Here is a 26287-nt window from a genome sequence, read left to right as displayed (position 1 = left end):
TTGTGCCGTTGCCGTTCTGGCACATGTCAGGCGTGGACCGATGACTGTCATGATGAGGCCCAGCTGGGCCTAGGCGGACAAGCTGGGGGCGTGGTACGGCCCGGGGCCCGGCCGCCTCCGGTCCGTACCGGTCCGTACCGGGTCGGCCGGCGGCCTGTTGCACACGGTGTATGTCAGGAAGTGGTGGGATGGCCGAGCAGGGAAGTGGGACGGACGGTCAGGCGTCCGACGCCCGGTCGACGAACGGCGACGCCGCGGCCAATCCCGAAACCGGAGTACCCCGGACCGGGCAGAGCGGTGGGACCACGGAGAAGACCGCACCGCGCCCGGGGGCCGGGAGGAACGCGGCCGCCACGTCCGCCCGTGCGCCGAATCCGACCTCCTCCCAGAGCGGACGAGCAGCGAGCGCGAGTTCGGCCGATGCGGATCCGGCCGGCCGGAGCGGTGCGGAGCGGGCCGGAAGCCCGCAGGGCACGACAAAGACAGAGAATCCCGGAAAGCCGGGAAACTTCGGAAAGCCGGGAAACCCCGGGAGCGCGGGGAGCGCGGTTGCCGCCCCGCGGCAGGGTACCGGCCGTATCCCGCCGACGTCGGTTCCACCCTTGGGAGGAGCTTCACCGGCGCGGTCCGTGGGCGGCGGGCAGCGGTCGGTGCCGCCGGCTCCCGCCCGGCCAGCCGCGGCGGACACCCCGGAATCATCGAAGCGGTCGACGCCACCGAAGACCGACACACCCGGCCAGCCTGCTTCCGGCCAGGGGCGCGGCGCCGTCCGACGGCCCCCGGCTTCGTGGCCCGGGCCGCCCGTCTCNCCCCCGCCCACCCCGGCGGCGGCGCCACCGGCCGCGAGCCGTTCGGGTAGTCCCGCGGCACCGCCTCCCCCGAGTCGCGCGGGGAATCCGGTCAGTTCGGCCGGAAGCGCGCGTTCGACGCCCGGCCGTACGAGTGCCTCCCCACCGCCGGTCCCCGCGCCGCTGCCGGCACCGGCGCCGACCCGGGCTCGCCCGCCGGCGCCGTCCGAGCTGTCCGCCAGCCCGTCCCATCCCGCCGGACAGTCCCCGATCCGGGAACGGATCAGCCCGTCGTCGCCCGACGGTCCACTCCCACGTCGCGGGGACGAGGGCGGCCGCGGATCTCGTCCCGACCGGCCGGTACCGCGATCCGGGGCGTCCGGTTCGCCGACGCCGACGCCGACGCCGACGCCGACGCCGACGCCGACGCCGACGCCGACGCCGACGCCGACACCGACACCGACACCGACACCGACACCGACACCGACACCGACACCAACGCCGACGCCGACGCCGACACCGACGCCATCCCGACCCGCGTGGTTCGAGCGCGACGTCTCGAGGACCTCCGCCGGTTCCGGTGCCAGGGTGCCACCCGTTCCCGGCGTTGAGGAGGGTCCTCGGCCGCGAGGAGTACCGGCGCCCGTTCCCGTCCGGGATCATCGAGAACCTGGAAGGGATCCCCTGGAGGCCGCGGCCGGGCGTCGGATGGCCGCCCGTACCGACGGGGATGATCATGTGCTCGATCATGATCGTGGTCGTCCACGGGCGTCGCGTTCCACCGACCCGCCGACCATGCAGGTGCGCCGACAGCTCAGGCCCGATCTCGAACCGGATCCGATGCCCTCCGGCACGAGGGACGAGGCGNGGCCCCTACCGGTCTCCGGCGCGGGGCCGGGCGGCGAGCCGGTGACCGATGCCTATCCCTACCCCGACCCGGCCTTTGACCGCCGGCTGCACGCGTATCCCGGGCGGAACCGGGGCGCGGGTGACGACCATGACCTGGAGGGTCAGGAACGGCGTGCGGACCCGGGGCCGCGGCCGGTTGTCCCGCGTCCGCAGGCCTTGCCCGAGGCGCATCGTCCGTCGACGCCGTCCGAACAACCGACGCCGTCCGAACAACCGACGCCGTCCGAACAACCGACGCCGTCCGAACAACCGACGCCGTCCGCTTTCCCGCCGGCCACCGCGCCCCGGCCGGTCGCCGCGCTGATGGTGGTGCTGGCGGCCGTCGGCGCCGGCATCGGTTCCGTCCTGCCGTGGAGCGAGATGTCCAGCGGCGACGAGACACGTACGTTCAGCGGTCTTGTGGTCGGAGACGGGCGCATCGTCGGTGTCCTGGCGGTCACACTCGGTGCCATCGGGGTGGGACGGTTGGTGCGTCGGCCGCTTGCCGGTGCGATCGATGTCGCCCTCGCCCGAATCATCGCAGTTCTGATCGTGATCATCACCGCTCTGGACCGGGTCTACGGGCCGCCGACCCTCGCATCGTTCCGCGCGATTTCCGCGGATGCAATCTCGATCCGTCCACAGGCAGGGATCACGGTGTGCCTCGGCGCCGGCCTCCTCGCCCTGATCGGGGCGATGCTGCTCCAGCCGAGGACGAAGCCCCCTCGAAGATGACCTGTCCGCATCGATCCGGTCTCGGCGGTCGTGCTTCGAAGTCCTTCCGCTGACCCCTTGACGGGGGACAACGGATTCGGTGGATGTGGGTCATGACCGAATCGTCATTGTCCGCGAGGATATTCCTGGTCAAGGAGACACGGGGGAGGCAAGGGGACACAGGGAGGACAGGCCGCCGGGCCAGGGGATGTCCGCCGAGGTGTTCCGTTCCTTGATCGGGCGCGCGCTCTCCCGCTGTGCGGGGGGTGGCGCGAGGGCGCGCGCCGGGTCCACCTCCTCGTGATCACTCTGGTGGCGCGGTCAGGCCGTTCCCTCGGCACCGGGGTTGAGATGACCGTCTTCCACCGCGAGTTTGTAGAGGTCGACCTTGGTGCTCGCGTCCCGCCCGGCCTTGCGGTACTTCGACCGGACCCGATCGATGTACTGCTTCGCCGTTTCCGGGGAGACGTTCATCTTGTGGGCAACCGTCTTCATGGGCATTCCGGTCGCATAGAGACGCAGNGCTTCTACCTCTTTGGGCGACAGATCCGGTTTGTCCGTAGCGTCATCGGTGAGCAGCAGGAATGCCAGCTGCGGCGAGATCCACCCCGTTCCCGCGGCGGCGGCGCGGATCGCGGTGGCCAGATCCTCGATGTCGTCGGTCTTCGGGACGAAGCCCGACGCGCCGGCGCGCATCGCGTCGCGAACCGTCGCGGGAGCCGCCGCGGCGCTGAAAACCACGACCGCGCGGTCCACCGCGAGCAGCCGCTGGATGTTATGGGGCGGCGCGGTGCCATCGCCGAGATCGAGATCGAGCAGGATCACCTGGGCGCCGCGCCCCGGACCGGCCAGCAGGGCTTCGATGGAGTGGGCGGTGCCGATCAGCCTGAAGTCCTCGACGTCGTGAAGGAGGTCCGCGAGGCCGCGAAGCACGATCGGGTGATCGTCCACTGCCGCCACGGTGATGGCGCCAGGTACTGCGGGTACTGTGGTTCCGTTCGCTACGCTCATGCTGGTCCAGTCGTTCTCCCGGACTTGCCGGCCACGAGGCGACAGACCTCGTCAGGCCGTACGGGCGTTGGTGCCCGCTGGCGGAGCGTGGGGGCGCCACCGATCGCTGGGTGCGTCGGGGACACCGCATCCAGCGACGCCAACCATTTCAGCAGATCCCCACCGGGTAGCTGGTGGAGCATGGGGAGGGCCCAGCGTGGCGAGCGTCACGAGGGACACGTCCATCAGAAGACGATCGTAGATCGTCGGCCGTCCACGCCCGAGCGCGGCTCGGACGTGCTAGCGGCTCGTGGCGAGTTCGTCGGCGTCGGCGCGGGCAATGGGTGCTACGCCAGCGGCGCGCCTGGAGCCAGGCCGACCGTGCTGTCGCACGACCCCGGCAGCGGGCGCCGACGACGGCTAGCTCGTCCAGTCCTCCCAGCTCAGGCCGGTGACCCGGCTGAACTCCGAGGTGTTCGCCGTAACGACTGTCAGCCCGCGCCGCAGTGCCTGCCCGGCGATCAACAGATCGTAGGCGCCAATCGGCGTCCCGGCCTTCTCCAGGACGGCGCGCACCTCGCCGGCAGCACGGGCATCCTCGTCATCGAAGTCAAGCAGGTCCAGGTCACCGGAGAGCAGTATCCGCAGGCGCTCGGTGTTCTCCGGCACCTGAGCGCTCTTCGCCACGCCGTACCACAGCTCGAACAAGACGACCGACGAGAGCGCGAGATAATCCTCTGACGCTTCGGCCTCCCGGTACCGTTCCCGCACGCCGACGGGCTTGTTCCGCAGCAGTGCGACCACAGTGCTGGTGTCCAGGAGGCAGTTCACCCGAAGAAGTCCTCCCCGGCGGGCGTCGGCGGCTGGTTCCTGCCGTCCTCGAACAGCGGCACGTCCACGAAACGGTCCAGCTCGGCGAACCAGGCGTCGACATCGGACGCGATCGGCTCTAGCAGCACGCCGTCTCCCATGTGCCGGACGCGCACCCGGTCACCGGGCAGCCGGAACTCCTTCGGGAGCCGCACTGCCTGGCTTCTGCCGTGCATGAAGAGCCTCGCGATCGCCGTGTCCGCCACAACGCCTCCCGCGCATGATAGCTATCGATAGTATATACCAGGTGTCCGCGGCCGACTCGGTCAGATGGCGGTAGCGCGGGCACGCTGTGGCATGAGGCGGCGGTGCTGGCGGCACGTACGAGGGCGGCGACAGCCGAAGACGCGCTGGCTGGTCGGCCTGCGGGCAGGTGGCCGCCGGGGCGTCAACGATCGTAGGCGATGCGTTCGAGCCCCATGGCCAGCCTTTCGAACTCCGCCGGATCGGTATAGACGTGCGCGCTCGCGCGGAGGACCGGCCCGGTGAGATCCCGGGAGCGCTCCACGGGGATGGCACTGGTGAGCACCCGGTCCTCTCGGTAGAGCCGGTCCCGGACGGCCACCGGATCGGTGCCGGGGGGCGGTTGCATGGTGATGATGCCGCACGGTGAATCTGGGTCCTCGCGCACCCGCCAGCCGCCGGCCCCGTCGAGAAGGCGTCTTCCCTGACCGGCCAGCCGCGCGATGCGGGCGAAGACAAGTGACGGGCCGGAATCCGTCAATTCCGTGACGGCCTGCCCCAGGCCGATGCGGGACACGGTCGCCGCCTCTCCCGAGCCGGGCCAGTCCGGGGAGAGGAACCGGACGGTCGTTGCGGTCGAAGCGTGCGCTGTGCAGGCTCGGCACGGCGATATCAAGAAGATCGACGCTGCCTTTCCGGACGGCGAGAAATCCTGCTCCTCGTGGCCCGCAGAGCCATTTTCTCGACGTTCCGATATAGGCGCTGGCCGCGGTCTGGCGCACCTCGACCTGGCCGAGGGACTGCGCCACGTCGAGTACCAGGGGGACGCCTTCGGCCGCGCAGCGCGCACCGATCGCGGCTGCCGGCTGAACGATGCCCCGTTGGCTTGGCACCTGCGGAAACACCACGAGGTCGAGGTCGGCGAGACCGATGCGCCCGGGTGCGTCGGCGCAGGCTACTCCGGCCCGGTCGAGCGTCTCGACGTCGATGACCCCGGTCTCGTCGACGGGAAGATCGACCAGCGAGACCGCGGTGCGCAGCGCCCGGGCGGCGAGTACGAGCATGTTGGACCCGTACTCGCTTGGTACCACGCCGATCCTCGCCCCGGCGGGGAGCCGCCAGGCCATCAGCAAGCTGGCGAAAGCCGCGCTCGCCGAATGGTGGAAGCTCAGGTCATCAGCGTCGAGTCCCGGGCCCATCAGGCTGACGAGCCTGGCCCGCGTGGCGTGGAGCCCGCTGCCTGCCTCCACCTCGGCGGCGTACGCGCCGAGTGCGCTCTCGCGCTCCAGGTACGCGGCCTCGGCCGCGATCGTGGCCCGACTGGGGCGGGCCGCGCCGGCCGAGTCGAGATGAACCACCGACGACGGTGACCGGGCCGCACGCCAGCGGTGGAAGAGCCGGAGCTGCTCGGGATCTTCGTTCGGCCCGGGATCGTCGCTGTCGGTGAACCGGCGCTGGCGGGGCTGATGGATCGACGGTGTGTCCACGGGAACAGGGTGACACCTCGACGACGCGTGCGGCACCGTGCCGACGGTATGGACGTCGTGGTTGCGACGGTGTTTCCGTCGGTCGTGGGTTCGAGTCCCACCCGCTCCACCATGTTTGGCATTGTACGAACCGCTCCCTTCGGGGGCGTTGTGGCTGGTAGGGCGGCTGCGGCGGTCTCGCTCGGCTCGGGNCTGGGGNCTTTGAAGACCGGTTGGAGCCGTCCGGGGCCGAGGATCTTGACTTCGTGGATGAGGGCTTCGACGAGGGCTTTGCGCTGAAGGTCGGTGCCGACCTCGATGATCGTATCGATGTGGCCTGCGATCTTGCTGAGGGTGGCGCGTGGGGGCATGACGGGTTCGTCGTCGATCTGGGCGGTGAGTTCGGTCTGTCGGCGGCGGAGCTGCTTCTGCTTGGTGCGCAGCGTGGCGAGTCGGGTGGCGAGGGTTTCTTCGTCGAGGGTGCCGCGCTCGAACGCGGATAGGTAGCGGTCGATGGCCTGGTCGGTTTGGGTGAGGTCGGCCTGGACGGTGGCGAGTTCGCCGGTGCGGTCGGCGTGGGCGTCGTGGTGGCGCTGGCGGGCGTGGTGGACGGCGTCGGAGATGAGCTGCTGGTGGTCGCGGTAGAAGGCGGCGAGTGCGGTGAGGACGGCTTGGTCGAGGGCGTCGGCGTCGAGGCGGGGGGCGTCGCAGCGGTCGCGGCTGTAGCGCAGGCGGGTGAAGCAGGTGTAGTAGCGGTAGGTGCGGTTGCGTCCCCCGGCGTTGGAGCCGAGCATCGCTTTGGCGCATTGCGGGCAGCGCATGCGGCCGGTGAGGTAGTAGTCGGAGTCGCTGGCGGCTCGGTGGGTGTGTCCGTCGCTGCGGATGGTGAGGATCTTCTCGGCCTCAGCGAACTGGGCCGCCTCGATGATCGGCTTGTGGGTGTCGGTGACGGTGATCTCGCGGAAGGTCAGCTCGCCGAGGTAGATGCGGTTGTCCAGGACGCGGAGGACCTGGTGTCCGGACCAGGGTCCGCCGGTGGTGGTGCGGTGGCCGCGCTCGTTGAGGGTCTTGGCGATGGCGCGGGTGCCGACCCGTTCCTTGACGTAGAGGTTGAAGATCAGGCGGACGACGGGCGCTTCCTTCTCGTCGACGAGCAGTTTCCAGTTGGCGCGGTCGACCTGGTAGCCGAAGGGCCGGTTGCCGCCCATCCATAGGCCCTTGGCGGCTTTGCGTTCCATGCCGGCGATGACCCGGTCGATGATCGTGTCGCGCTCGAACTGTGCGAACATCGCGAGCATCTGGAGCAGCATGCGGCCCATCGGGGTCGCGGTGTCGAACGGCTCGGTGGCCGAGCGGAACACGACGCCAGCCTGGTCAAGTTCTTCGAGCAGGGTGACGGTGTCGCGCAGGTTGCGGGAGAGTCGGTCGACCCGGTAGACGAGCAGGACGTCGATCAGTCCGTGGCGGGCCGCGGACAGGGCGCGTTGCAGGTCGTCGCGTTCGGTGGTGGCGCCGGAGGCGTCGTCGGAGAACCGGAGGGCGATGGCCCAGCCGGGTTGGGAGTCGATGTAGGAACGGAGTCGTTCTTCCTGGGCTTCGATGGAGTAAGGCTGGTGCTCGTCGTCGGTGGAGCGCCGCAGGTAGATCCCGACCCGGACGGTGTCGAGCGGGTCGACGGCGGGCTGGGGGGTGCGGTTCGCGCTCTTGCGACGCGAGGTCGCACGGGCCATGGCGCGTGTCCCTTTCTCTCGGAACTGGTCGTGTGCGGCGGCCGGGCTTTAGGCGTGGCGCCAGTGGCGCTGGAAAGCGCGACGCCACATCGACGGGAGGGAAAATCGGGCGCGGGCCGGCTCACTGCTGTCGTCGTCGAGCAGGAGGTAGGCCGGGTGATGGGCCGCGAGGTAGGCCAGGGTCTGGGCGTACTGGTCGGTGAGGGACTGCTGGCCGCCGTCGGTGGCGATCCGGCTGTAGAAAACGACCGGCGGGACGGCGGGNTCGGNGATCGCCGCCGTCTTTGTGATGGCTCGTCGGGCTGAAAATGGGCAGGGCATACCGAGGGTTCCTTTCTAGATGATGGGCGGGCGGCCCATCTGATGGGGACGGGCCGCCCGCCCGGTAGAAAGGTGCGGGGTCGTCAGGCCGCCTTTTTCGGCGCGGTGTTCGGCGCGCCCTTCCTTTCCCACTGTAGGACAAGTTCAGCCAGAACGGACACGGCGGTGTCGTATTCTTCGGGGGTCATCCAGACGGTTTCGATGTGCTCGATGGTGATGTCCCTGACCGCGTCCTGACGTCCGGTCGACACAGCCGATGTGTCGTCGCCGCGATCGGCGGGTGCGGTGTCGTCCCGATCCTGGGGCCGCCGGCGGGTCACCGCGACGTCTCCGGCCCGACGGAAACATTTCTCATCCAGGTGCGGTTTCGGTCGTGAAACGGCCGCGGTGGAGTCATGTGATCGGCCCCTGCCCGCCGTTGGTGTTTCCCGGGTCGGTCGGCGGGTCGACGAATTCCCACGGTGGTAGCTGCGCGCTGAAAATCCCTGCGCCGGGGGGCGCGAGGAGCTGTGCGTGGTGGAACGTGCGCCCGTCGATGATCGGCTGGTGGGCGCCGAGGCAGATGACCCACTCATCGGGCGGGACGGGCCGGCCGGCGCGGGTGCGACCCCAGACGGTGGCGCCGGTGTAGACGGGGTTGGCCAGGACGCGGGCGACCGCGGCCGGGGCCCAGGGCCGAGGCAGGCCGCTGGTGGGGTCGACGGGGAGGAGGGTGGGGTCGGGGATGCCGTGCAGCCGGGTCGTGATCGCCCGTGGCGTGAGCCGGTCGTCGATCCGCCAGTGGTAGATCGCCGAGACGACGGACGCGGGCCCGAAATCGACGACGAGCCGGACCCGGCGGCGCCCGCCGCCGGGGGCCGGAACGTGCAACGGCAGGTAGCCGTAGGGAATCGGTCCGAGGTGGTAGCCGCCGCGGACGAGGGCGATCTGCGCCAGGCGGGCGCGTTCGGTGGTCTGAGCGTGGTGGGCGGCGAGCAGCCGCGCCGCGCGCGCCGCACGGCGGTGGACCAGCCGCGACCACCAGCCAGGCGGGCGGGCCGGCTCGGTGGGGGCGGGTGGCAGCACGGGGATGGGCGACAGGTCAGACATGGGGGCTCCAGCCACAGAAGGGCGAGCAGAAGGGAAGCGGGAAGACCGGCCGCGGTGCGCCGGCCGGCGCAGGGCGGGTCTTAGGCGGCGCGGTTCGCCGCGGCGGCGGGCGGGTCGGCGGCGGGCGCCGGGCTGGACGGCGGCAGCTCCGGTGGGCGCGGGGGCCGCGCCGGCTGCCCGCGGGACCGGAAGAGGAGCACGTCGTGGTGGGCAGGCCAGGCACGGCCGGTCGCGGGCGCGGCGTCGAGCGCACGGGTGTAGGGGACGGCGGTGAGCGCGACCGCGCGTTGCACGGGCTGCCAGCCTGCCTTGCGGCCGGCGGCGACGATCCGGCTGGCCAGATCGAGGCCATCGGCGACGTGGTAGGCGGCCACGACCACGAGGCGGCCCGCGGGCCGGGCCAGGTCCCGGTAGCCGGCGAGGCGGGTCGCCAGCCGGTCGCCCCTCAGACCATGCGGGCCGGCCGAGTCGGCGGGCGGTCCGAGGGCGGTCAGAAGCAGGTCGACCGGTCCGAGTCCGGTCCAGGACCACCCGTCGGGCAAGCGGTCCAGAATCGTCCCGTCACCGGGCGCGCCCCGCGCCTTGGCCGCGGTCAGGGCGTGGCGAGCGGTCTGCCAGGCGCGCCGGTCCGCTGCGATGCCGACGGCGTGCCGTCGAGCCAGAACCGCCTCGACGAGAACGGCCCCGTCGGCGCAGTCCGGGTCGCAGACGGTGTCGCCGGGCCAGCTGTAGAGGGCGATGGCATGGGCAGCGACCGCCGCGGGAACCGCCATGTCCGCCGCGGCGCCGCCACGCGGGCCGTCGCCGGCACCGTCCTGGCCGGCGAGGGCGAGCAGGCCCGTCGGCCAGACCGTCGCCGCCCGTCCCCGGCGCCAGCGTTCGGCGTCGCTCCTCACTGGCGCTCCTGTGGGCCAGCGGGCAGTACCGGGGCGAACAGCAGCAAGTCGGAGTGCACTCTGCGGGCCACCGTCGCGCGTGGCAGGGGGGTGGGCGGCTGGTCGAGCTCGTCGAGGGGAACTTCCAGCAGCACGAACCGGTCGAGCAGCGCGAGCCCGTGGCGGCCGGTCGCGGCGGTCAGCTCGGCGGTGGGTTCGATCAGCCAGCCGGCGATGCTGTCGCTGCGGCTGATCACAGCCAGCAGGCCGCCGGAGGTGACCAGACGGGCCCACGGAACACCGTGGAGCCAGCCGGTCCGCGTCGGCTCGACGACCGTGACGACCAGCGAGCGACGGTCGTCGTCCGGACCTTCGCCGGAGGTGGCGGGTCCGGGTCCGGACCCGGACGTCCACGGGCCCGGGGTGGCGGGCGCGGGGCGGACCTGGACGTGCCGGCCGAGTCGGGCCACGGCCCCACCAGCATCGGCGAGCCGGTCCGCCTGCGTCTCGCGGCGGCCTGCGGCGAACCCGTCCGGGGCCGGCGGGGTCAGCAGCAGGACCGGGTCGCCGGGCCGGGNGTGGGNGGCGACGAGCTGTTCGACGGCGCTCTGAAGCCAGCCGGCCGGCGGCCGGGCGGGGCTGTCCGGCGGGCACGGCCAGACGGTCGCCAGCTGCCCGGCGGGGACGACAGCGCCCCTGTCGCGGTCAGGGTCTGATACGGGCATCGAGAGGGTTCCTTTCACGGCGGTGCGTTTTNGCGGCCGTAAAAGGAGACCGTCTGCTGGGCATGCCTCGGACACCAGCCCGGCGACTTTTTTNAAGATTTTTNCCGCTGGGCATTGCCTAGTCCGACCGGACTATTGATCGCTGGCAGCTCGCTGGGCATTGCCCGAACAGGCCACCCGAAACTTTTTTCAAGATTTTTCCCGCTGGCATCATTGCCGACCCGTCGCGGTCCCCGCTGGGATGCCCAGCGATCTTCGCTGGATGTCACAGCGTCGCAGCTCACAGCCCTGCTGTGCAGGCTCGTGCCGCCGCTGGCGTCGGCTCGACTCCGAGGCTGGCGAGAGTGCCGAATAAAGATCGCTGGGATTCTGCTGGGCGCCAGCGATCTTTTCTGTGCATTCACTGGGAGATCGTTCTGGCTTTTTGCTGGGCACGGCGTGGCGTCCTTAGAGCTGTCCGAGTTTCCGTGACAGCAAAGGACGACGGTAATGCCCGACGGAATGTCTTCCTNTCCCGCCCGGCCGGCTGGCCGCGGCGTATCCGCGTTGCCTCTGGCGACCTTGCGGGACTGCTTCGGCCTGCTGGTGGCCGGGCCGGCGCCGTTGGCGCTGGACGGGTCGGTGGTGCCAGGTCTGCCAACCCGGCTGGTGGCGTTGGACGAGCTGCGGAACCTGCTGCTGGCCGGCTCCTGCCCGCAGGCCGTCCGCGACGCCGCGTGGGCGGTGGTGATCCGCCGCTCCCGCCGCTACGGCGGTGCGTGGACGGTCGGCGCCGCCGGGATGGCGCTGCCCGCACTGCACGCGATCTGCGCCCGGCTCGGCGGCTACAGCGACCTCGACCCGGCGGACGTGCAGGCGGAGGTGCTCACCGGGTTCCTCGAAGCGGTGGCCACGGTCCGCCTGGACCTGCCACGAATCGCGGTGCGGCTGCGCTGGGCCGCCTACCGGGCCGGGCTGGCGCTGACGGTCCAGCAGCGGGAAGCCCCTCGTCCCGACCCGGACCTGTTCCAGACCGTCGCCGCGGCCGAAGCCGCGCGGTCCGATCCGAGCCAGGCCGGTCCCGAGCAGGTCTTGGCAAACGCGGTCGCCGCCGGCGTCCTGACCACCACCGAAGCCGATCTGATCGCCGCGACCCGCCTGGATGACCTCCCGCTCAGCGCCTGGGCCGCCCGCCACGCGACGGCACCCCGCCACGCCTCCCGGCTGCGCGAGCGGGCCGAACGACGCCTCGTCGGCCACCTCACCGACCCGGCCGGTACCAGCCAGGCCCCGCAGGCGGCCAGCGAGCCCCCGCCCCGGCCACATCCACCGGCCGGTGTCCTCAGCTTCCTCCCGCCGGCCGGCACGCCGGCACTCGCGGTTGCGGGGGTGCCGGCATGAGCCCGACCCCACCACCCCAGCTCCGCGCCCCACGTCCGAGCCGGCGGGTCGGATGGTGCCGCACAGTCCTGCTCGTCGCCGTCGTGGGCGTGTTCGTCCTGGCCGGAGGCGCGGCGGCGTTCGCCGCGACGGTCCCTCCGGGAGCGCCCACGGCACCGGACCTGAACACGGTCCTGAACAACATCCGCAACTGGATCATGGGGATTCTGGCGCTGCTGGCGACGGTGTTCCTCTCGATCGGCGGCGTGCGCTACCTGATCTCCAACGGCGAGCCGAGCGAGGTCGGCAAGGCCAAGGACTCCTTCCGTAACGCCGGCTGGGGTTATGGGCTGGCCGCGCTCGCGCCGGTCGTCGTCGAGATCCTCAAGCAGATCGTCGGGGGCTAGGCCGTGACCGCCGCCTCGCACCGCCGCACCCTCCCACCCGGCACGCCGGGCTCGTCGTCCGTCCCGACGCGCCGCCGGCTGGGCTTCCCTCGGCGCCGCCACCGCCGGCGGGGCCGAGGGCTGCTGCTGGCCGGGACGGCGGCGTTCGCGCTCCTGCTGGCGGTCGTGGTTCCCGCGGTGGCCTCCGCCGCCACCGCACCACCCGTCCCTTCGACTGCGCCGTCCGCTGGCGCGCCCGGCTCCACCGGCCCCACCCCGGACCCGCAGCCTGGGCCGTCCCCGGTTCCTCCGGGCCAGGAGCCGCCGGCCACGCCAGCTCCCTCGGGCGGAGGTGCCACGCCCGCGCCCGACACTCCGAGCACCCCACCCGACGGCAGCGGCGGCAATGGCAGCGGCGGCACCGGCGAGCCGTGCCCGGCCGACAACCCGGACTGCACGACCACGCCGGAGGTCCCGGCGCCACCGGTGCCGCACACGACGCCCCCGGCGCCGGACACCGGCGGCGACGGCGGCGGGATCGTCGGCTGGATCACCAACGCGATCAACAACGCCATTACCGCGTTTTTCCGCACGCTGGTGACCGCCGCGCTCAACCCGCTGCTGGATCTGCTGGGCCGCACGTTGCTGACCACGCCGGAACCGTCCCAGCTTCCCGCGATCGGTGAAATGTGGTCGACGTCGTGGGCGATCAGTGCCACCGCCTACGGCGCCCTGATCATGTTCGGTGGGATCACCGTCATGTCGTTGGGGACGGTCCAGTCCCGCATCTCGATCAAGGAGATCGCCCCGCGTATCCCGGTGGGTTTCCTCGCGTCCGGGCTGTCGCAGTTCCTGGCCACGAAAGCCATCCAGGGCGCGAACGTGCTGCCCGGCGCGATCCTCGGTCAGGGGCTGAATCCCGACACCGCCGCCGGGCAGCTGAGGAACATCGTCCTCGGGTCGATCGCGCCGACTCCGGGCGGCCTCGGCCGCAGCGTCTTCGTCATCTTTCTCGGCCTGTTTCTCGCCGGCTCCATTGTCGCGCTGCTGTGCACCTACATCGCCCGGATCACCATCGAGGTGGCGCTCATCGGCGCGGCGCCGATAGCGCTGGCCGGGCACGGCCACCCGCTGACCGAGAAGATGGCGTTCTGGTGGTGGCGGGCGTTCTTCGGCTGCCTGGGTATCCAGATCGTCCAGTCGTTCGTTCTCATCGCCTCGTTCAAGGTGTTCTTTACCCCGGGCGGGTTCACCGTGTTCGGCCCGACCCCGGACGGCGTTGTGAACCTGCTGGCCTCGATCACCCTGATCTATTTTCTGTTCCGGATTCCGTTCTGGATGATGCCAAGGATCGGGCACGGCGGCGGGCACGGCATTATCGGCCGGGTCGTGCGCGCCTACATCATCGGCCGGGCGCTGGGCCTGCTCGGGGCCCGGTTCGGACGGGGCGCGGGCCGACGGGCTGGGCGAGGCCGCGGCGGGCGCGGCCGGGGCGGGCGCGGCAGGCCGGGCAGGGGCCGGCCTGGCGGCGGGCCGGGCGGTGGGCCGGCCGACCCGTACGACCACATCGAGGCCGACCCCGACGGGCAGCTGCTCATCCCGCTGACCAGGGTGCCCCGCGTCCGCCGCCCGGGACCGGCGCGCGGGGTACCTCGCCCACCGCGGCAGCCGAATCCGGCCGGACGGTCCCGGCCGCGGCACCGCCAGCTGTCCATCCCGTTCGGCCAGGCCGTCGCCCCCGGCGGGCGTTACCTGCCCCGCGACGGCGGGGCGTGGGTGGACCGCGACGGCCAGCTGCTGCTGCCGTTCGAGGTCGACCAGCCGCACCCACCCAAGGCCCCACAACCCGTGCGGCGTCCGGCCTCGGCGCGGGCCGGCGCGGGCCGGTCTGGTCCCGGCCGGCCGACCCAGCCTCGTCCGGCGCCGAGGGGCCGGCAGCTGGAGCTGCCGTTCGACCCCTACCAGGGCATCCGCCCGGACCGCACCGGCCAGTACGCCCTCCCGCTGGAGGGCCTGCCCCGCACCCCACGCCCCGCCCGGCCGTCCCCACCTGCACCACCGCCGTCGCCATCCCGCCCGACCTCGCCGGCGCGGCCGGTCCCGCCCCTCTACCGGCAGCTGATGTTGCCGAACATGCCCCGCCGCCCCCGCCCACCCCGACCGGAAGGTGATCAGCCGCGATGACGCATCCCGTACGAATTCCCGCCGATGTTGATCGCGAAGATCGGATCATGGCGGGCCTGACCGCCCGGCAGGTGTTGATCCTCGCGCTGACCGCGATCGTGCTCTACCTCGCCTGGGCCGCGACCCGTGCCCTGCTGCCGTTGCCGGTGTTCGCGCTGCTCGCCGTCCCGGTCGCCGCGGGCGCCGGCGTCCTCGTCCTGGGCCAGCGCGACGGGCTGTCCCTCGACCGGATGCTCGTCGCCGCGATCCGCCAACGCACCAGCCCACGACACCGCATCAACGCCCCCGAAGGAGTGATTCCGCCGCCGTCCTGGCTGGCCGCCCGCGCCACGAGCAGCTCCGGTGACCGACGGCCGGCCGCGGGCGGGCAGAGCGCGGCGCCGCTGCGGCTACCGGCCCGCACCGTCACCACCAACGCCGGGGTCGGCGTGATCGACCTCGGGCCGGACGGGCTTGCGGTCGTCGCGGTCGCGAGCACGGTGAACTTCGCGCTGCGCACGCCGGGCGAGCAGGACGGGCTGGTCGCCGTGTTCGCCCGCTACCTGCACTCCCTGACCGCGCCGGTGCAGATCCTCGTGCGGGCCATGCCCGCCGACCTGACCGACCAGATCCGTCAACTCGACGACGCCGCCGACCAGCTGCCCCACCCCGCGCTCGCGCACGCCGCCCGCGAACACGCCACCTACCTGGCCCAGCTCGCCGACGAGATGCAGCTGCTGACCCGCCAGGTCCTGCTGGTCCTGCGAGAGCCGCTCGTGGCGGCCGGCCCGGTCGACGGGCTCGGGGGCGCATCCCCGCTGGCCGCACTGTCCGGCCGACGGGCGGCGGCCCGCGACGCCCGCCGCGCCGGAGCGGCCATCCGACGGGCCGCGCACACCCGGCTCGCCCGCCGGCTCGCCGAGGCGACCGACCTGCTGGCACCGGCCGGGATCGTGGTCACGCCGCTGGACGCGGGCACGGCGACCAGCGTGCTGGCCGCTGCCTGCAACCCGGCCGGCCTGGTGCCGCCGGCCGCGCTCGCGGCCCCCGACGACGTCATCACCGCCGATGTCCCCGAGCCCGTCGACAGCTACTCGGCCTACCAGCCCGACACCGACGACGGCTTCCTGGACGACGCCGGGTTCGACGACCCGGACGCGGCGGTCGGAGCCGGCTATGGCGACCGGTTCGACGACGCCGATGGGGACGGCCCGCTCAACGACCCCGACTTCTGGGACCCGCCCGCCCTGCGCCCGCCGGCCGGGCGTTCCGACGGCGGCTCCCGACGGCCAGCACGACACACGGCGCGCAGGGGACACGCCCGATGAGCAGACGAGCCCGACGCCGGACCTCCGCGCAGGCCCCCAGCCCGTCGACCCGGACAGTGGACGCTGCCGCGGCGGCGTTCGTCCCGGACGCACTCACGATCGCGCCCCGCCACCTGGACGTCGGCGGGGATTACGTGGCCACGATGGCGATCACCGGCTATCCGCGTGAGGTCCATGCCGGCTGGCTCGCCCCGCTGGTGACCTACCCGGGCCGGGTCGACGTCGCCGTGCACGTCGAGCCGATTGACCCGGTCACCGCGGCGAACCGGCTGCGCCGGCAGCTGTCGAAGCTGGAGTCCGGCCGGCAGCTCGGCGACGAGAAGGGCCGGCTGGTCGACCCGCAGGTCGAGGCGGCGACCGAGGACGCCTACGACCTGTCCGCCCGCGTAGCCCGCGGCGAAGGCAAGCTGTTCAGGCTGGGTCTGTATTTCACCGTCCATGCGGCCAGCGAAGCCGAGTTGGCCGACGAGGTCGCCGCCGTGCGGGCGCTGGCGGCCAGCCTGCTGCTGGACGCCAAGCCAGTCAGCTACCGCTCGCTCCAGGGCTGGGTCAGCACCCTGCCCCTCGGCTTGGACCAGGTGCGGATGCGCCGCACCTTCGACACCGCAGCCCTGTCCGCGGCGTTCCCGTTCACGTCGCCCGATCTGCCGCCCGCCGACCCGACCTCTCTGGCTCCGACCGGGGTGCTCTACGGGCTCAACGTCGCGAGCAACGGGCTGGTCCACTGGGACCGGTTCGGCGACGTCGACAACCACAACGCCGTCATCCTCGGCCGCAGCGGCGCCGGCAAGTCCTACCTGGTCAAGCTCGAACTCCTGCGCAGTCTCTACCGGGGCATCGAGGTCCACGTCGTCGACCCGGAAGACGAATACGCCCGGCTCGCCGCCGCGGTCGGCGCCAGCTACCTGCACCTCGGCGCCGACGAGGTGCGGATCAACCCGTTCGACCTGCCGATCCAGACCACCCCCGACGGGCGGCGCACCGCACCGCGCGACGCGCTGGTGCGGCGCAGCCTGTTCCTGCACACCGTTATCGCCGTCCTGGTCGGCCAGCTGAGTGCGGCCGAACGGGCAGCCCTCGACGTCGCGATCACCGCCACCTACCAGGCCGCCGGGATCAGCTCCGACCCGCGCAGCTGGAACCGGCCGGCACCGCTGCTGGCCGACCTCGCCACCACCCTGGCCAGCTCCAACGACCCGGCCGCGGTCGCGCTCGGCGCCCGGCTGCACCCGTTCACCGCCGGGGCGTTCTCCGGCCTGTTCAACGGGCCGACGACCCGCCGCGGCGACGGCCACCTTGTCGTCTACTCGCTGCGCGACCTTGCGGACGAGTTGAAGCCGATCGGGACGCTACTCGTCCTCGACGCCGTGTGGCGGCGAGTCTCCAACCCCGCCGACCGCCGTCCCCGCTTGGTCGTAGTCGACGAGGCATGGCTGCTCATGCGCCAGCCCGCTGGCGCGGACTTCCTGTTCCGCATGGCCAAGTCGTCCCGCAAGCACTGGGCCGGGCTCACCGTGGCCACCCAGGACACCGCCGACGTGCTCGCCACCGACCTCGGCAAAGCGATCGTCACCAACGCCGCCACCCAGATCCTGCTCCGCCAGGCACCGCAGGCCATCGACGAGATCACCGCCATCTTCGACCTGTCCCAGGGCGAACGGCAGTTCCTGCTGTCCGCCGACCGCGGACAAGGACTCCTCGCGGCGGGGGCACAACGAGTCGCTTTCCAAGCCCTGGCCTCGCAGGTCGAGCACCGCCTGGTCACGACCAACCCAGCCGAACTCGCCGCCGACCCCGACAACGCGGCCGACGACGGCTTCCTCGATCTCGCCGTGCCGGACGACCCGACCGATGACAACGGCCAGATCTACCTCGATGCCGCCTGACCAGCACCGCCATCCCGCAGGGAGATCGTAACCATGGATCTGCTCGCCGCGGCGACCACCACGCCGTCGTCGCCGCTCACGATCTATCTGACGGACCCGTGGGGCTTCCTCCACCAGATCTTCGGCCAGCTACGGGGATGGGTGGCGGTGTGGGGCCCCATCGCCGGCCCGCTGCTCACCCTCACCGCCGCCGGCCTGGTTACCTTGCGCCGGCGGCTGCGCCGCCGGTACCAGCAGCAGCTCGCCGCAGGCGCCCGCCTCGTGACCGTGCTGGCCCCGCCCACCGTCGACCCGGCGGGCGCGGGCGCGCTGTGGGCGAACCTGCTCGGCCTGCTCCGGCCCGGCTGGCGGCGCCTGATCGGCCAGCCGCACCTCGTGTGGGAGTACCAGTTCACCGCCGACGGGGTGCGCATCCAGATGTGGGTGCCCGGCGTCGTGCCCGACGGCTTCGTCGAACGCGCGGTCGAGGCGGCCTGGCCCGGAGCGCATACCCACACCACGCCCGCCCGCGCACCATTGCCCGTCGTGGCCCGGCCAGGCCGGCGGCTACTCGCCGCCGGCGGCGAACTGCGCCTCGCCCGCCCCGAAGCACTCCCGATCCGGGTCGACCACGACGCCGACCCGATCCGCGCCCTGCTCGGCGCGCCCGGCAGCCTCGCCCGCAACCAACGGGCGGCGGTCCAGATCCTGGCCCGGCCGGTCACCGGCCGCCGCGTCGCCCGGTCCCGCCGGGCCGCCCGCCGGCTGCGCGCCGGCGGCTCCGCGCACCTGATCGGCGGGCTGCTGGACCTGCTCACCCCCCGCACTGGCCGCACCCGGCAGCGCCGCCGGACGGCTACCACCCCGGTGAAGGTCGACCCGCAGACGTCGCTGGCCCTGTCCGCGGAAGACCGCGCCATCGTCACGAAACAGCGCGGGGCCCAGTACGAGGTCCGTGTCCGCTACGCCATCGCCGCGATCCTCGACGATCACACCGACGACACCACCGCCGCCCAGGTCGCTAGCCAGCTGCGCGGACGGGCGCACGCGATCGCGAGCGCCTACGCGGCCTACGGCGACCACAACTACTACCGCCGCGTGCGGCTGCGCCGTCCCCTGCCCGTCCTCGCTACCCGGCAGTTCGGCCGTGGCGACCTGCTCTCGGTCGCCGAGCTCGGCGCGCTGGCGCACCTGCCGGTCGACGAGGCGACCCCGGGCCTGCAACGCGCCGGAGCGAAGGCGGTCGCCCCGCCGCCTGGCGTCGCCGGGCCCGGCCCGAATGTGCGCCCGCTCGGGCGGACCGATGCCGGGCGTGCGCGTCCGGTCGGTCTGCGGGTCCCGGACGCCCGGCATCACCTGCACGTCCTCGGCGCGACCGGCGCCGGCAAGTCCGAACTGCTCGCCCGCATGACGCTCGACGACGTCGCCGCCCGTCGAGGGGTGGTCAACGTCGACCCGAAGGGCGACCAGATCATCGACATCCTCGCCCGCTACCCGACCGACGCCCTCGACCGCCTCGTCCTGTTCGACGCNGAATCGAACAGCCGGCCACCCTGCCTCAACCCGCTCGACCAGCCCGACCGGGGCCGGGCCGTCGACAACCTCGTCTCGATCTTCTCCCGGGTCTACGCCGACAGTTGGGGGCCGCGCACCGAGGACATCTTCCGCGCCGGCCTGCTCACCCTCGCCGCACAACCCGGCGTCCCGGTGCTCACGGATCTACCGAAACTCCTCACCGACACCGCCTACCGGCACCGGGCATTGGGCGAGATCAACGACGACATCCTCGCCGGCTTCTGGACCTGGTACGAATCCATCTCCGACGCCGCACGCGGCCACGCCGTCGCCCCACTGATGAACAAACTGCGCGGCTTTCTGCTGCGGCCGTTCGTGCGGGCCGCGATCGCCGCCGGACCCTCGACCGTCGACATGGACACCGTGCTGAACGACGGCGGGGTGTGCCTGGTCCGCATCGCCCAGGACGCCCTCGGCGTCGAAACCGCTGCCCTGATGGGCTCGATCGTCGTCTCCGCCGTCTGGCAGGCCNCCNCCCGCCGCGCCCGCCTCCCCCAAGGGAAAAGGCCCGACGCCAGCCTGTACTTGGACGAGGCGCACCATTTCCTCACGCTTCCGTACGCGTTGGAGGACATGCTCGCCGCCGCCCGCGGCTACCGGCTGTCCCTCACGTTGGCGCACCAGAACCTCACCCAGCTGCCTCGGCACCTGGAAGAAAGCATCGGCGCCAACGCCCGCTCCAAGATCTATTTTACGGTCAGCCCGGCGGACGCGAAGCGGCTCGCCCGGCACACCGAGCCCCGGCTCGCCGAACACGACCTCGCCAACCTCGGCGTGTTCCATGCCGCCGCCCGCCTGGTCGTCGGCGGCGAAGAAGCCCCCGCCTTCACGGTCGTGACCGAAAAGCTGCCGCCGCCGGTTCCCGGCCGCGCCGCCCAGATCCGCCGAGACCTGCGCCGCCGCGCCGCCACCCCCGCCGCACCTTCCCCTGCCGGTCCGGGTCCGCGCCCGACCGCCGACCCGCGCCGCGTCGCCTGACGGCGCCCCGCCGCCTCGAAGGAGCGTCCCCGATGGCCAAGCCCTTGCCGCAACGCGCCCTACGCCTCCCGCAGCGTCCCGCCGCCCGCGTCGTCGCCGACGCCAACCATCTCGCGAACCTCACCCCTCACCTCAGCCCCCGCGACCGCTGGATCACCCGGCTCCTTTACGAACACCGGGTCCTGACCACTCATCAGCTCGTCCACGCCGCCTGGACCAACCGTCGCACCGCCAACGAGCGGCTCCTCCAGCTCTACCGCTGGCGTGTCATCGACCGCTTCCAACCCCTGAGCCCCCTCGGCGAGGGCATGCCCCCGGCGCACTATGTCTGCGACGTTGCCGGCGCCGCGATCCTCGCCGCCGAAGACGGCATCGACCTGGCCGCGACCGGTTACCGGCACGACCGGGCACTCGGCGTCGCCTACTGGCCCCAGCTCGCCCACCGCGTCGCGGTCAACGGCTTCTTCACCCACCTCATCGCCCACGCCCGACAGCCCAACCCGCCCGGCACGCTCACCGCCTGGTGGTCCGAGGCTCGCACCCGGGCCGCGTTCGGCGACATCGTCCGTCCCGACGCCTACGGACGGTGGACCAGCCGCGGCAGCGACCTGGAATGGTTCCTCGAACTCGACTGGGCCACCGAGCCGTACGCCCGCCTCGCCGCGAAGATCGACAAATATGGGCGGCTCGCCTCCGCGACCGGCATCACCACCCCGGTCCTGTTCTGGTTCCCCACCATCGGCCGGGAGACCCGCGCCCGCCGCGCGCTGGCCGACGCCGTTGCCGGGCTCGACCAGCCGCACACCGTCCCGGTCGCGACCACCGCGGCCACCCTCGCCCCGCCCGACGACCAGCTCGACCCGGCCCTCGCCCGCTGGCTGCCGCTCGGCGCCAGCCGCCCCGGCCGGCTCACCCTCGATCAGCTGCCCCGGGCCTGGCCCCGTCTGCCGGCACCCGCGCCGGTGTCGGACCGGCCGGATGCCATCTCCGCCGGGTCGGGCCTGCGCCCGCCTGCTCCGATGCCGCCCGCCAAGTACCGGGGGTGAGCGGCCACGACCAAGTACCTCGCCGGCGCGGTCGCCGCCGTCGTCCTGCTCATCGTCATGATGGGGGCCGCCGCCGCTGGGGTGGCCGAACGCGTCCTGTGCCTGCCCGTCGTCGGCTGGTTCCTCGGCTGCTCCAGCGGCGGCAGCCCCAGCCAGACCGCGCTCGACGACATCCCGCCCGACTACCTGAACCTCTACATGCAGGCCGCCGCGAGCTGCCCCGGCCTGTCCTGGACGACCCTGGCGGCCATCGGGAAAGAAGAATCTGATCATGGTCGCAGTCGGCTGCCGGGCGTGGTCAGCGGCGTCAACGAAGCCGGCGCCGGCGGGCCGATGCAGTTCCTCGCCACCACGTTCGCCGACGTCGTCGCCCACCACCAGCTACCGGCCGGCGGCGCGAACCCGCCGTCTCTCTACAACCCCCAGGACGCCGTCTACGCCGCCGCGGCCTACCTCTGCGACAACCACGTCGCCACCGACCTGACCGGCGCGATCTTCGCCTACAACCACTCGGACGCCTACGTCGCGCAGGTCGTCACCCAGGCCACCCAGTACAGCTCGACCAGCGGCTTCGGAGCCGACACCGCGCCGTCCGACGCCGGCTACGCCGCCGTCCTCTACGCCCAGGGCCAGATCGGCATCCCCTACCTCTGGGGTGGAGACGGCCCGGCCGAGGGCGGCTTCGACTGCTCCGGCCTGACCCGCGCCGCCTACCTGGCCGCCGGGATCGACCTGCCCCGCACCGCTCAGACCCAGTATGAGGCCGGCCCCGTGGTCCCGCCGGGAGAACCGCTCCAGATCGGCGACCTCGTCTACTACGGCACCGCCACCAACATCCACCACGTCGCGATCTACATCGGAAACGGCCAGATGATCACCGCTCCAGGGCGGGGCAAAGTAGTGAAAATAGCCCCATACAGGTGGCAGGGGGACGACTATTTCGGGGCAACCAGGCCGGGCACGTAGGGTGCGATTTATTCGCACGGGGTGCAACGTCGGGCTGGAGCATTCCAGCGCGCTCGCCCAGCGCTGTCCGGGCGAGCACGATAGCCTATTTCTCGGATTCATTTTCCTCGCGGGCTCGTCACCGAGCTGCTGCCCAACCCGGAGCCCGCTCGCGGCGTCAGCAGGGCGATCCGGCCGTCCGGGTCGTGGCGCTGCCGTATCCCTGGGCATCGCCTGGCCGTGCCGCACGCGACCGGGCACGTCGGTCCCGTGACGTCACCGGGACAGGAGGATGCAAGGAGTGCGAAATGGGCAAGTCGACGCCGATGGACCGCGAGGCAGCTGACCGGATCAGCGAGGCAGCGTTGCAGGACCCGTGCTCCGACACCGCGCAGAGTGGCTTCGACGTGCGGGCGCAGGAGGCGGCCGACCGCAACGAACAGGACGACGAGTAGGCCCGAAAGGGCTGCGCGTGGCGGCCGAACTGCTCAGCGATGAGCAGCCGCCAGCGGTTGCCCTGATGGCCGTGGCTCACCGACGGGCATTCCGCCGGTGGGCCACGGCAACGGGATCACGGGTAGTAGACGGGTGAGCCTGCGGCCGGGCCCGACCCTTGCCCAAGGATCTCCGTCGGGGGAAGCGCCATGGAGGTTGTCCGTGTCTGCGCGCCCCTCCCGCCGTGCATGGCGGGGGCACGGCAGCGGACGCGCTGCCGGCTGGATCACGGTGCCCAGGTTCAGACGGTGTCGGAGAGGTCCGGGGTGGCGCTCGTCGGGTCGAGCACCTTCCACTGCTGGAGCCTGTCGAGCAGCTGGCTGCGGTCGAGGGTGTAGAGGGTCGCGAGGGTGCGCAGGTCCCCTTCGCGGATCGAGAGGACCCGGCCGGCGTAGTCGCCGCGTTCTCGCTGGATCTCGGCGACCCAGCGGCGCAGCGGGCTGGCGTCGTCGTCGGGCACGCCGGCCAGGGCGGGCAGGTTGAGCACGACGCGCGCCGCCCGCGGCGGGAGGGGGTCAGGCCGTCCGCCGGGCAGCAGCTCGTGGGCGGGGACGCCGTAGAAGTCGGCGAGCGCCGCGAGCCCCTCCACGCTGATCATCCGGTCGCCGCGCTCGTAGGAGCCGACCGCCGCGGTCTTCCATCGGCCACGGGACAGGGTCTCCACCTGCTGGAGAGAACGGCCCTGCTGGGTGCGGATGGTGCGCAGTCGGGCGCCTACCTCGCGGGCGTAGGCGCGGTTCTCACTCGTCGTGGGCATGGTTTCCCTCCTGCGGATGGGTGGGGATGGAGCGACGGCGCCGGAAGGGCCGGGGGGACCCCGAGTCCGTGTGCCAAGGCCGGATTGCGGCGCTCGGGCTGCGGCCAAGAACCGGCGGCAGGTTCGAGGCAGGCTGCGTGCGTCCGAGCACCGCACGTGCCTGTGATCAGTCCGCCGGTCGGGCCGTGCGGCGCCGACCGCGCGGGGGACGGCTGCCGGCTACGCGCGAGGCCAGACGGGTGCGGCGGCGCGGAGTCCCGGCGTCCCAGCGGACGGTCCTCGCGGAGGGCGCAAGTGATGGTTCGAGGTAGCCGCGCGAGCGGACCGGCGCGGAATGCAGTCCTACGGCCAGCTGGCCACGTCGCGGGTGGTATGGGTGCCCACCGTGTCCAGGCTGCCCACGATGCTCGCGCACGTGGACGCGCTCTCGTCGAAGGGGAGATCGTCGTAGGGGTATCGGGGTGCGGCGGTCGGGTCAATGCCATGGTCGGCGGCGCGGGNGGCGCGGGCGACGGTGAAAACGCTGCCGTCGGGATAGTGGTGCTGGTAGGCGTCACAGTCGATCGGCCGGATGGCGGTGGCGCGCAGTCCGGTGAACGTCGCGTGGTAGCCACACAGCCAGCGGGTAGCGGCGTGACGGCTGCCAGCGCGGCGTAGAACACGGACGCCGTCGAGGACAAGCCATCCTGCGTGGGGCCAGCCATGCACGACGCGGTGTTCGATAATCCAGCGGCGCGCCTGATGGCGGGTACGGAACCGCCGGGGGACGTGGTTCTCGGTGTCGTCGAGGTCAGCGAGGAAGCCGTCGTCCCGGGTGCGGATCGTGCCGGCGGGCCGCCAGCGACCTGTCGGGGNGGCGAGGAGAACCCGCCACACCTCGCGGTCGGCCGAGCCCCGACGCCGGCTGTCTCGGCGCAGGCGCGCGGTCGCAAGCGCGACGGCGTGGGCATGGCACCAGGCGTCGAAGTGGGCCTGTGGGACAGTGCCCGCGGCGCCGATCGTGCGCCCGGCGGGGTCGGTGGCGGTGACCAGGCCGGGACCTGTCGATACGGCGGTCAGGCCGTAGCCCGGCGGGGCCCGGTCGAGCGGGTGCAGGGCCGCCACGCTTGCACAGCGCTCACACACGGCTGCGGCGGGGCCAGTCCGGTCCGGGGACAGCGTCCGCTCGCCGAACCTGCGAACGCAGAGGGTTACCTCCGCATCGGGGAGCGTGCAATGGACGAGCCGGGTACGCGAAGAGACTCGAAGCGTCGTGTACCCATCTGGTAGCGGAAAGTCGTCAGATGCTGGCATGGAGATCTCCGAGAGTTAGCGCAGGTGGCGGACGCCGGCCCCCGCGATGCGTCGCCGTGCGAGCGCGACCCGGTGCCCGGCGCACAACGAGGACCGGGAGGCGGTGTCGCCGACATCGGCGCCCACCCTGCGGGCGGTCGGCGGCATGCGGACCGGGAAGATGGGCAGCGGCTCAGAGACAGCGGCAGAGGACGCCCGCTCGCACACGCTGGGACGTGGGCTCCCAGCGCGCCTGGCTGGCGGGCGGGGCACAGCCGCTCGCCGGCTCGCGTCGTCCGGGAGCGCGCTGGCCGCTCAGCGAACGCGCGGAGGGCGAGCCGGCCGAGGCCGGCGGCCCGGGAACGCCCGGTGGGCGGCCCCGGGACAAGGCCAGGCGGGCGCTGGCCTACTCAGCTGGCCTACTCGTCGTCGGTGAGAAGGCGGAGCAGACGGACGCCGGGGAAGCCGTCGGTGGACAGGGCCCGCAGGTGAAACGTGGTGGGCTCGTCGAAGACGGGCTGGCCGCCTGGCTGGCGGGTGTAGGGGGCCCAGCCGTAGTCGACGCCGTCGTCGGCGTCGTAGGCCGTCCAGACCACGCTCTCCTGCTCGCCGTCACGCAGGGGCCGGACGGAGAACGCGTGGGCTTCGAGGCTGCCAGGGACCGTCTCGATGATCTGCGGGACGGCGAAGGTGAACCGGCGGGCGTGCAGGGTGCGGGCGAGCTCGGCCGCACGGGTCTCGAAGCCGGTCCGAGCGGTCTCACTCTGGACGTAGTCATAGTCGGACAGGATCTGGCGGCGGTCCCCGTCGAGGATGACGATCGCCGGATAGTCGGTCATCCGGATGGACTGCTGGACGCGGTCCACGACGTCGGTCACCAGGCTCCAGGTGGCGTCGTTCATCGCGGCCTCCAGCAGGGTCCGGGGAATTTCCGTTCCAGATTCCTTGGCGGTGGAACGGCGGTTGAGGTGTAGCCGGCGCGCGGGCTTGTCCACCGTATGCGGCCATGCACGTCCCGTGCCGCCGGCCGCTGGCTATGGTCCTGGGTTTGTGGTGCAGGTCCTGGCGGACGCGGACAATCTCGCGGCCCGGTGGATGACGGTGACGATGCGGATCGTCGGCGGCTACGGGTGCGCGGTGACGGCCGCGGGCGCGGCCGGGAGGTTGGCGGCGGTGCGCTGGCCGGCGCAGTGCCGGCTGGTGGCTGCCGAGGGCTGGCAGCGCGCGGACCTCGCGCTCGCGGGTGCCTACCGCAGCGACGAGGCGCCGTTGCTGCTGGTAACAGGCGACGGCGACTTCGCGTACCTCGCGAGCCGGCATCCCGGCCCGGTCGCGGTCGCCGGGGTGCTCGTCGCCCGCGCGCTACGGGACACCGCGACCGTGATCGACCTGGCCCGGGACGGCGCCGCCCCGCTGGTGCGCTGGTTGAACCACGTCAGCCCGCGCTGAACCGGCCACGTGCCTGGCGGGGCAGGTCAG

General features: G+C 72.4%; 26 protein-coding genes and 1 pseudogene. 11 read left to right on the top strand and 16 right to left on the bottom strand.

Going from position 1 to position 26287, the window contains the following annotated elements; genetic code table 11:
- Positions 1-217 precede the first annotated feature (217 nt).
- Positions 218-475 carry a hypothetical protein gene (locus ALLO2_RS26950; RefSeq protein ID WP_152569697.1) on the bottom strand — a complete coding sequence of 86 codons (258 nt, stop codon included), beginning with the start codon at positions 473-475 and terminating at the stop codon, positions 218-220.
- A 596-nt stretch (positions 476-1071) separates the two neighbouring features.
- Positions 1072-1317, bottom strand: a complete 246-nt coding sequence (locus ALLO2_RS26205) for a hypothetical protein (RefSeq protein WP_035730249.1) — start codon at positions 1315-1317, stop codon at positions 1072-1074.
- Positions 1318-1496: 179 nt separating this feature from the next.
- Between ALLO2_RS26205 and ALLO2_RS26200 the strand changes: the two genes are divergently transcribed.
- Entirely contained in the window at positions 1497-2411 is a 915-nt protein-coding gene (locus ALLO2_RS26200; RefSeq protein ID WP_051874910.1) for a hypothetical protein, read from the top strand.
- Between the two features lie 300 nt (positions 2412-2711).
- Here ALLO2_RS26200 and ALLO2_RS05645 read toward each other — a convergent pair whose 3' ends face one another.
- From ALLO2_RS05645 to ALLO2_RS05600, 10 genes and pseudogenes are all read right to left on the bottom strand, one after another.
- Entirely contained in the window at positions 2712-3401 is a 690-nt protein-coding gene (locus tag ALLO2_RS05645; protein ID WP_011436118.1) for a response regulator transcription factor, read from the bottom strand.
- A gap of 399 nt (positions 3402-3800) precedes the next feature.
- Positions 3801-4211, bottom strand: coding sequence for a type II toxin-antitoxin system VapC family toxin (locus ALLO2_RS05640; RefSeq protein WP_011436119.1), 411 nt, complete (start codon positions 4209-4211; stop codon positions 3801-3803).
- Entirely contained in the window at positions 4208-4456 is a 249-nt protein-coding gene (locus ALLO2_RS05635) for an antitoxin (RefSeq protein WP_011436120.1), read from the bottom strand. Before ALLO2_RS05635 ends, ALLO2_RS05640 begins: the two co-directional genes overlap by 4 nt.
- Positions 4457-4638: 182 nt before the next feature.
- The gene (locus ALLO2_RS26945; protein WP_023841546.1) at positions 4639-5010 is read right to left on the bottom strand and encodes a hypothetical protein; all 372 of its coding nucleotides are present in this window, start codon (positions 5008-5010) and stop codon (positions 4639-4641) included.
- Positions 5011-5185: 175 nt separating this feature from the next.
- Positions 5186-5743: pseudogene (locus ALLO2_RS26940) on the bottom strand (aminotransferase class V-fold PLP-dependent enzyme); the annotation flags it as partial.
- Positions 5632-7629, bottom strand: a complete 1998-nt coding sequence (locus tag ALLO2_RS05625) for a recombinase family protein (protein ID WP_035730246.1) — start codon at positions 7627-7629, stop codon at positions 5632-5634. The pseudogene ALLO2_RS26940 and the gene ALLO2_RS05625, both read right to left, overlap by 112 nt.
- Before the next feature lie 404 nt (positions 7630-8033).
- A complete protein-coding gene (locus ALLO2_RS05615) occupies positions 8034-8201 on the bottom strand; it encodes a hypothetical protein (RefSeq protein WP_157493277.1) in 168 nt (55 codons plus the stop codon).
- A 142-nt stretch (positions 8202-8343) separates the two neighbouring features.
- Complete coding sequence (locus ALLO2_RS05610; protein WP_011436124.1) at positions 8344-9039, bottom strand: recombinase family protein; 696 nt, start codon at positions 9037-9039, stop codon at positions 8344-8346.
- Between the two features lie 80 nt (positions 9040-9119).
- Entirely contained in the window at positions 9120-9935 is an 816-nt protein-coding gene (locus ALLO2_RS05605) for a hypothetical protein (RefSeq protein ID WP_011436125.1), read from the bottom strand.
- The gene (locus ALLO2_RS05600) at positions 9932-10639 is read right to left on the bottom strand and encodes a hypothetical protein (RefSeq protein WP_035730382.1); all 708 of its coding nucleotides are present in this window, start codon (positions 10637-10639) and stop codon (positions 9932-9934) included. The genes ALLO2_RS05605 and ALLO2_RS05600 overlap by 4 nt, the downstream gene beginning before the upstream one ends.
- 546 nt (positions 10640-11185) lie before the next feature.
- On the opposite strand from ALLO2_RS05600, the gene ALLO2_RS05595 reads away from it, so the two are divergent.
- The 9 genes from ALLO2_RS05595 (at position 11186) to ALLO2_RS25405 (ending at position 22739) form a co-directional block, all read left to right on the top strand.
- Complete coding sequence (locus tag ALLO2_RS05595; protein ID WP_232234905.1) at positions 11186-12019, top strand: hypothetical protein; 834 nt, start codon at positions 11186-11188, stop codon at positions 12017-12019.
- Positions 12016-12405, top strand: a complete 390-nt coding sequence (locus tag ALLO2_RS05590; RefSeq protein ID WP_011436128.1) for a pilin — start codon at positions 12016-12018, stop codon at positions 12403-12405. Before ALLO2_RS05595 ends, ALLO2_RS05590 begins: the two co-directional genes overlap by 4 nt.
- Before the next feature lie 3 nt (positions 12406-12408).
- A complete protein-coding gene (locus ALLO2_RS05585; protein WP_011436129.1) occupies positions 12409-14568 on the top strand; it encodes a hypothetical protein in 2160 nt (719 codons plus the stop codon).
- Complete coding sequence (locus tag ALLO2_RS05580) at positions 14565-15875, top strand: PrgI family protein (RefSeq protein ID WP_011436130.1); 1311 nt, start codon at positions 14565-14567, stop codon at positions 15873-15875. The genes ALLO2_RS05585 and ALLO2_RS05580 overlap by 4 nt, the downstream gene beginning before the upstream one ends.
- Positions 15872-17761: a VirB4 family type IV secretion system protein gene (locus tag ALLO2_RS05575; RefSeq protein WP_011436131.1), complete on the top strand. Its 1890-nt coding sequence runs from the start codon at positions 15872-15874 to the stop codon at positions 17759-17761. Before ALLO2_RS05580 ends, ALLO2_RS05575 begins: the two co-directional genes overlap by 4 nt.
- A gap of 33 nt (positions 17762-17794) precedes the next feature.
- Positions 17795-20293 carry a TraM recognition domain-containing protein gene (locus tag ALLO2_RS05570; protein WP_035730237.1) on the top strand — a complete coding sequence of 833 codons (2499 nt, stop codon included), beginning with the start codon at positions 17795-17797 and terminating at the stop codon, positions 20291-20293.
- 32 nt (positions 20294-20325) lie between these two features.
- Entirely contained in the window at positions 20326-21339 is a 1014-nt protein-coding gene (locus tag ALLO2_RS05565; RefSeq protein ID WP_011436133.1) for a replication-relaxation family protein, read from the top strand.
- 57 nt (positions 21340-21396) lie between these two features.
- The gene (locus ALLO2_RS05560; RefSeq protein ID WP_011436134.1) at positions 21397-22305 is read left to right on the top strand and encodes a bifunctional lysozyme/C40 family peptidase; all 909 of its coding nucleotides are present in this window, start codon (positions 21397-21399) and stop codon (positions 22303-22305) included.
- A gap of 287 nt (positions 22306-22592) precedes the next feature.
- Positions 22593-22739, top strand: a complete 147-nt coding sequence (locus ALLO2_RS25405) for a hypothetical protein (protein WP_023842054.1) — start codon at positions 22593-22595, stop codon at positions 22737-22739.
- A 281-nt stretch (positions 22740-23020) separates the two neighbouring features.
- On the opposite strand, the gene ALLO2_RS05555 is transcribed toward ALLO2_RS25405, so the two are convergent.
- The 4 genes from ALLO2_RS05555 to ALLO2_RS05540 form a co-directional block, all read right to left on the bottom strand.
- Positions 23021-23536, bottom strand: a complete 516-nt coding sequence (locus ALLO2_RS05555; protein WP_011436135.1) for a transcriptional regulator — start codon at positions 23534-23536, stop codon at positions 23021-23023.
- Between the two features lie 342 nt (positions 23537-23878).
- The gene (locus ALLO2_RS05550; protein ID WP_232234904.1) at positions 23879-24640 is read right to left on the bottom strand and encodes a hypothetical protein; all 762 of its coding nucleotides are present in this window, start codon (positions 24638-24640) and stop codon (positions 23879-23881) included.
- Positions 24641-24844: 204 nt separating this feature from the next.
- A complete protein-coding gene (locus ALLO2_RS27760; RefSeq protein ID WP_255361178.1) occupies positions 24845-24976 on the bottom strand; it encodes a hypothetical protein in 132 nt (43 codons plus the stop codon).
- 251 nt (positions 24977-25227) lie between these two features.
- Entirely contained in the window at positions 25228-25803 is a 576-nt protein-coding gene (locus ALLO2_RS05540) for a hypothetical protein (protein ID WP_232234903.1), read from the bottom strand.
- A 55-nt stretch (positions 25804-25858) separates the two neighbouring features.
- Here ALLO2_RS05540 and ALLO2_RS05535 point away from each other — a divergent pair, with 55 nt between their 5' ends.
- Positions 25859-26257, top strand: a complete 399-nt coding sequence (locus ALLO2_RS05535; RefSeq protein ID WP_035730229.1) for a hypothetical protein — start codon at positions 25859-25861, stop codon at positions 26255-26257.
- Positions 26258-26287 lie beyond the last annotated feature (30 nt).

Source organism: Frankia sp. Allo2 (assembly GCF_000733325.1).
Taxonomy (GTDB): Bacteria; Actinomycetota; Actinomycetes; order Frankiales; family Frankiaceae; genus Frankia; species Frankia casuarinae.
Note: the sequence above shows the minus strand (reverse complement) of the source record. Positions and strands in the feature narration are given on the sequence as shown.

Excerpts from the sequence above, each read along its gene's own strand:
- ALLO2_RS05555 (WP_011436135.1), bottom strand. The coding sequence starts at position 23,536 with ATGCCCACGACGAGTGAGAACCGCGCCTACGCCCGCGAGGTAGGCGCC.
- ALLO2_RS05590 (WP_011436128.1), top strand. The coding sequence starts at position 12,016 with ATGAGCCCGACCCCACCACCCCAGCTCCGCGCCCCACGTCCGAGCCGG.
- ALLO2_RS27760 (WP_255361178.1), bottom strand. The coding sequence starts at position 24,976 with ATGCCGCCGACCGCCCGCAGGGTGGGCGCCGATGTCGGCGACACCGCC.
- ALLO2_RS05560 (WP_011436134.1), top strand. The coding sequence starts at position 21,397 with ATGATGGGGGCCGCCGCCGCTGGGGTGGCCGAACGCGTCCTGTGCCTG.
- ALLO2_RS26205 (WP_035730249.1), bottom strand. The coding sequence starts at position 1,317 with ATGGCGTCGGTGTCGGCGTCGGCGTCGGCGTTGGTGTCGGTGTCGGTG.
- ALLO2_RS05575 (WP_011436131.1), top strand. The coding sequence starts at position 15,872 with ATGAGCAGACGAGCCCGACGCCGGACCTCCGCGCAGGCCCCCAGCCCG.
- ALLO2_RS05610 (WP_011436124.1), bottom strand. The coding sequence starts at position 9,039 with ATGTCTGACCTGTCGCCCATCCCCGTGCTGCCACCCGCCCCCACCGAG.
- ALLO2_RS25405 (WP_023842054.1), top strand. The coding sequence starts at position 22,593 with ATGGGCAAGTCGACGCCGATGGACCGCGAGGCAGCTGACCGGATCAGC.
- ALLO2_RS05580 (WP_011436130.1), top strand. The coding sequence starts at position 14,565 with ATGACGCATCCCGTACGAATTCCCGCCGATGTTGATCGCGAAGATCGG.
- ALLO2_RS05565 (WP_011436133.1), top strand. The coding sequence starts at position 20,326 with ATGGCCAAGCCCTTGCCGCAACGCGCCCTACGCCTCCCGCAGCGTCCC.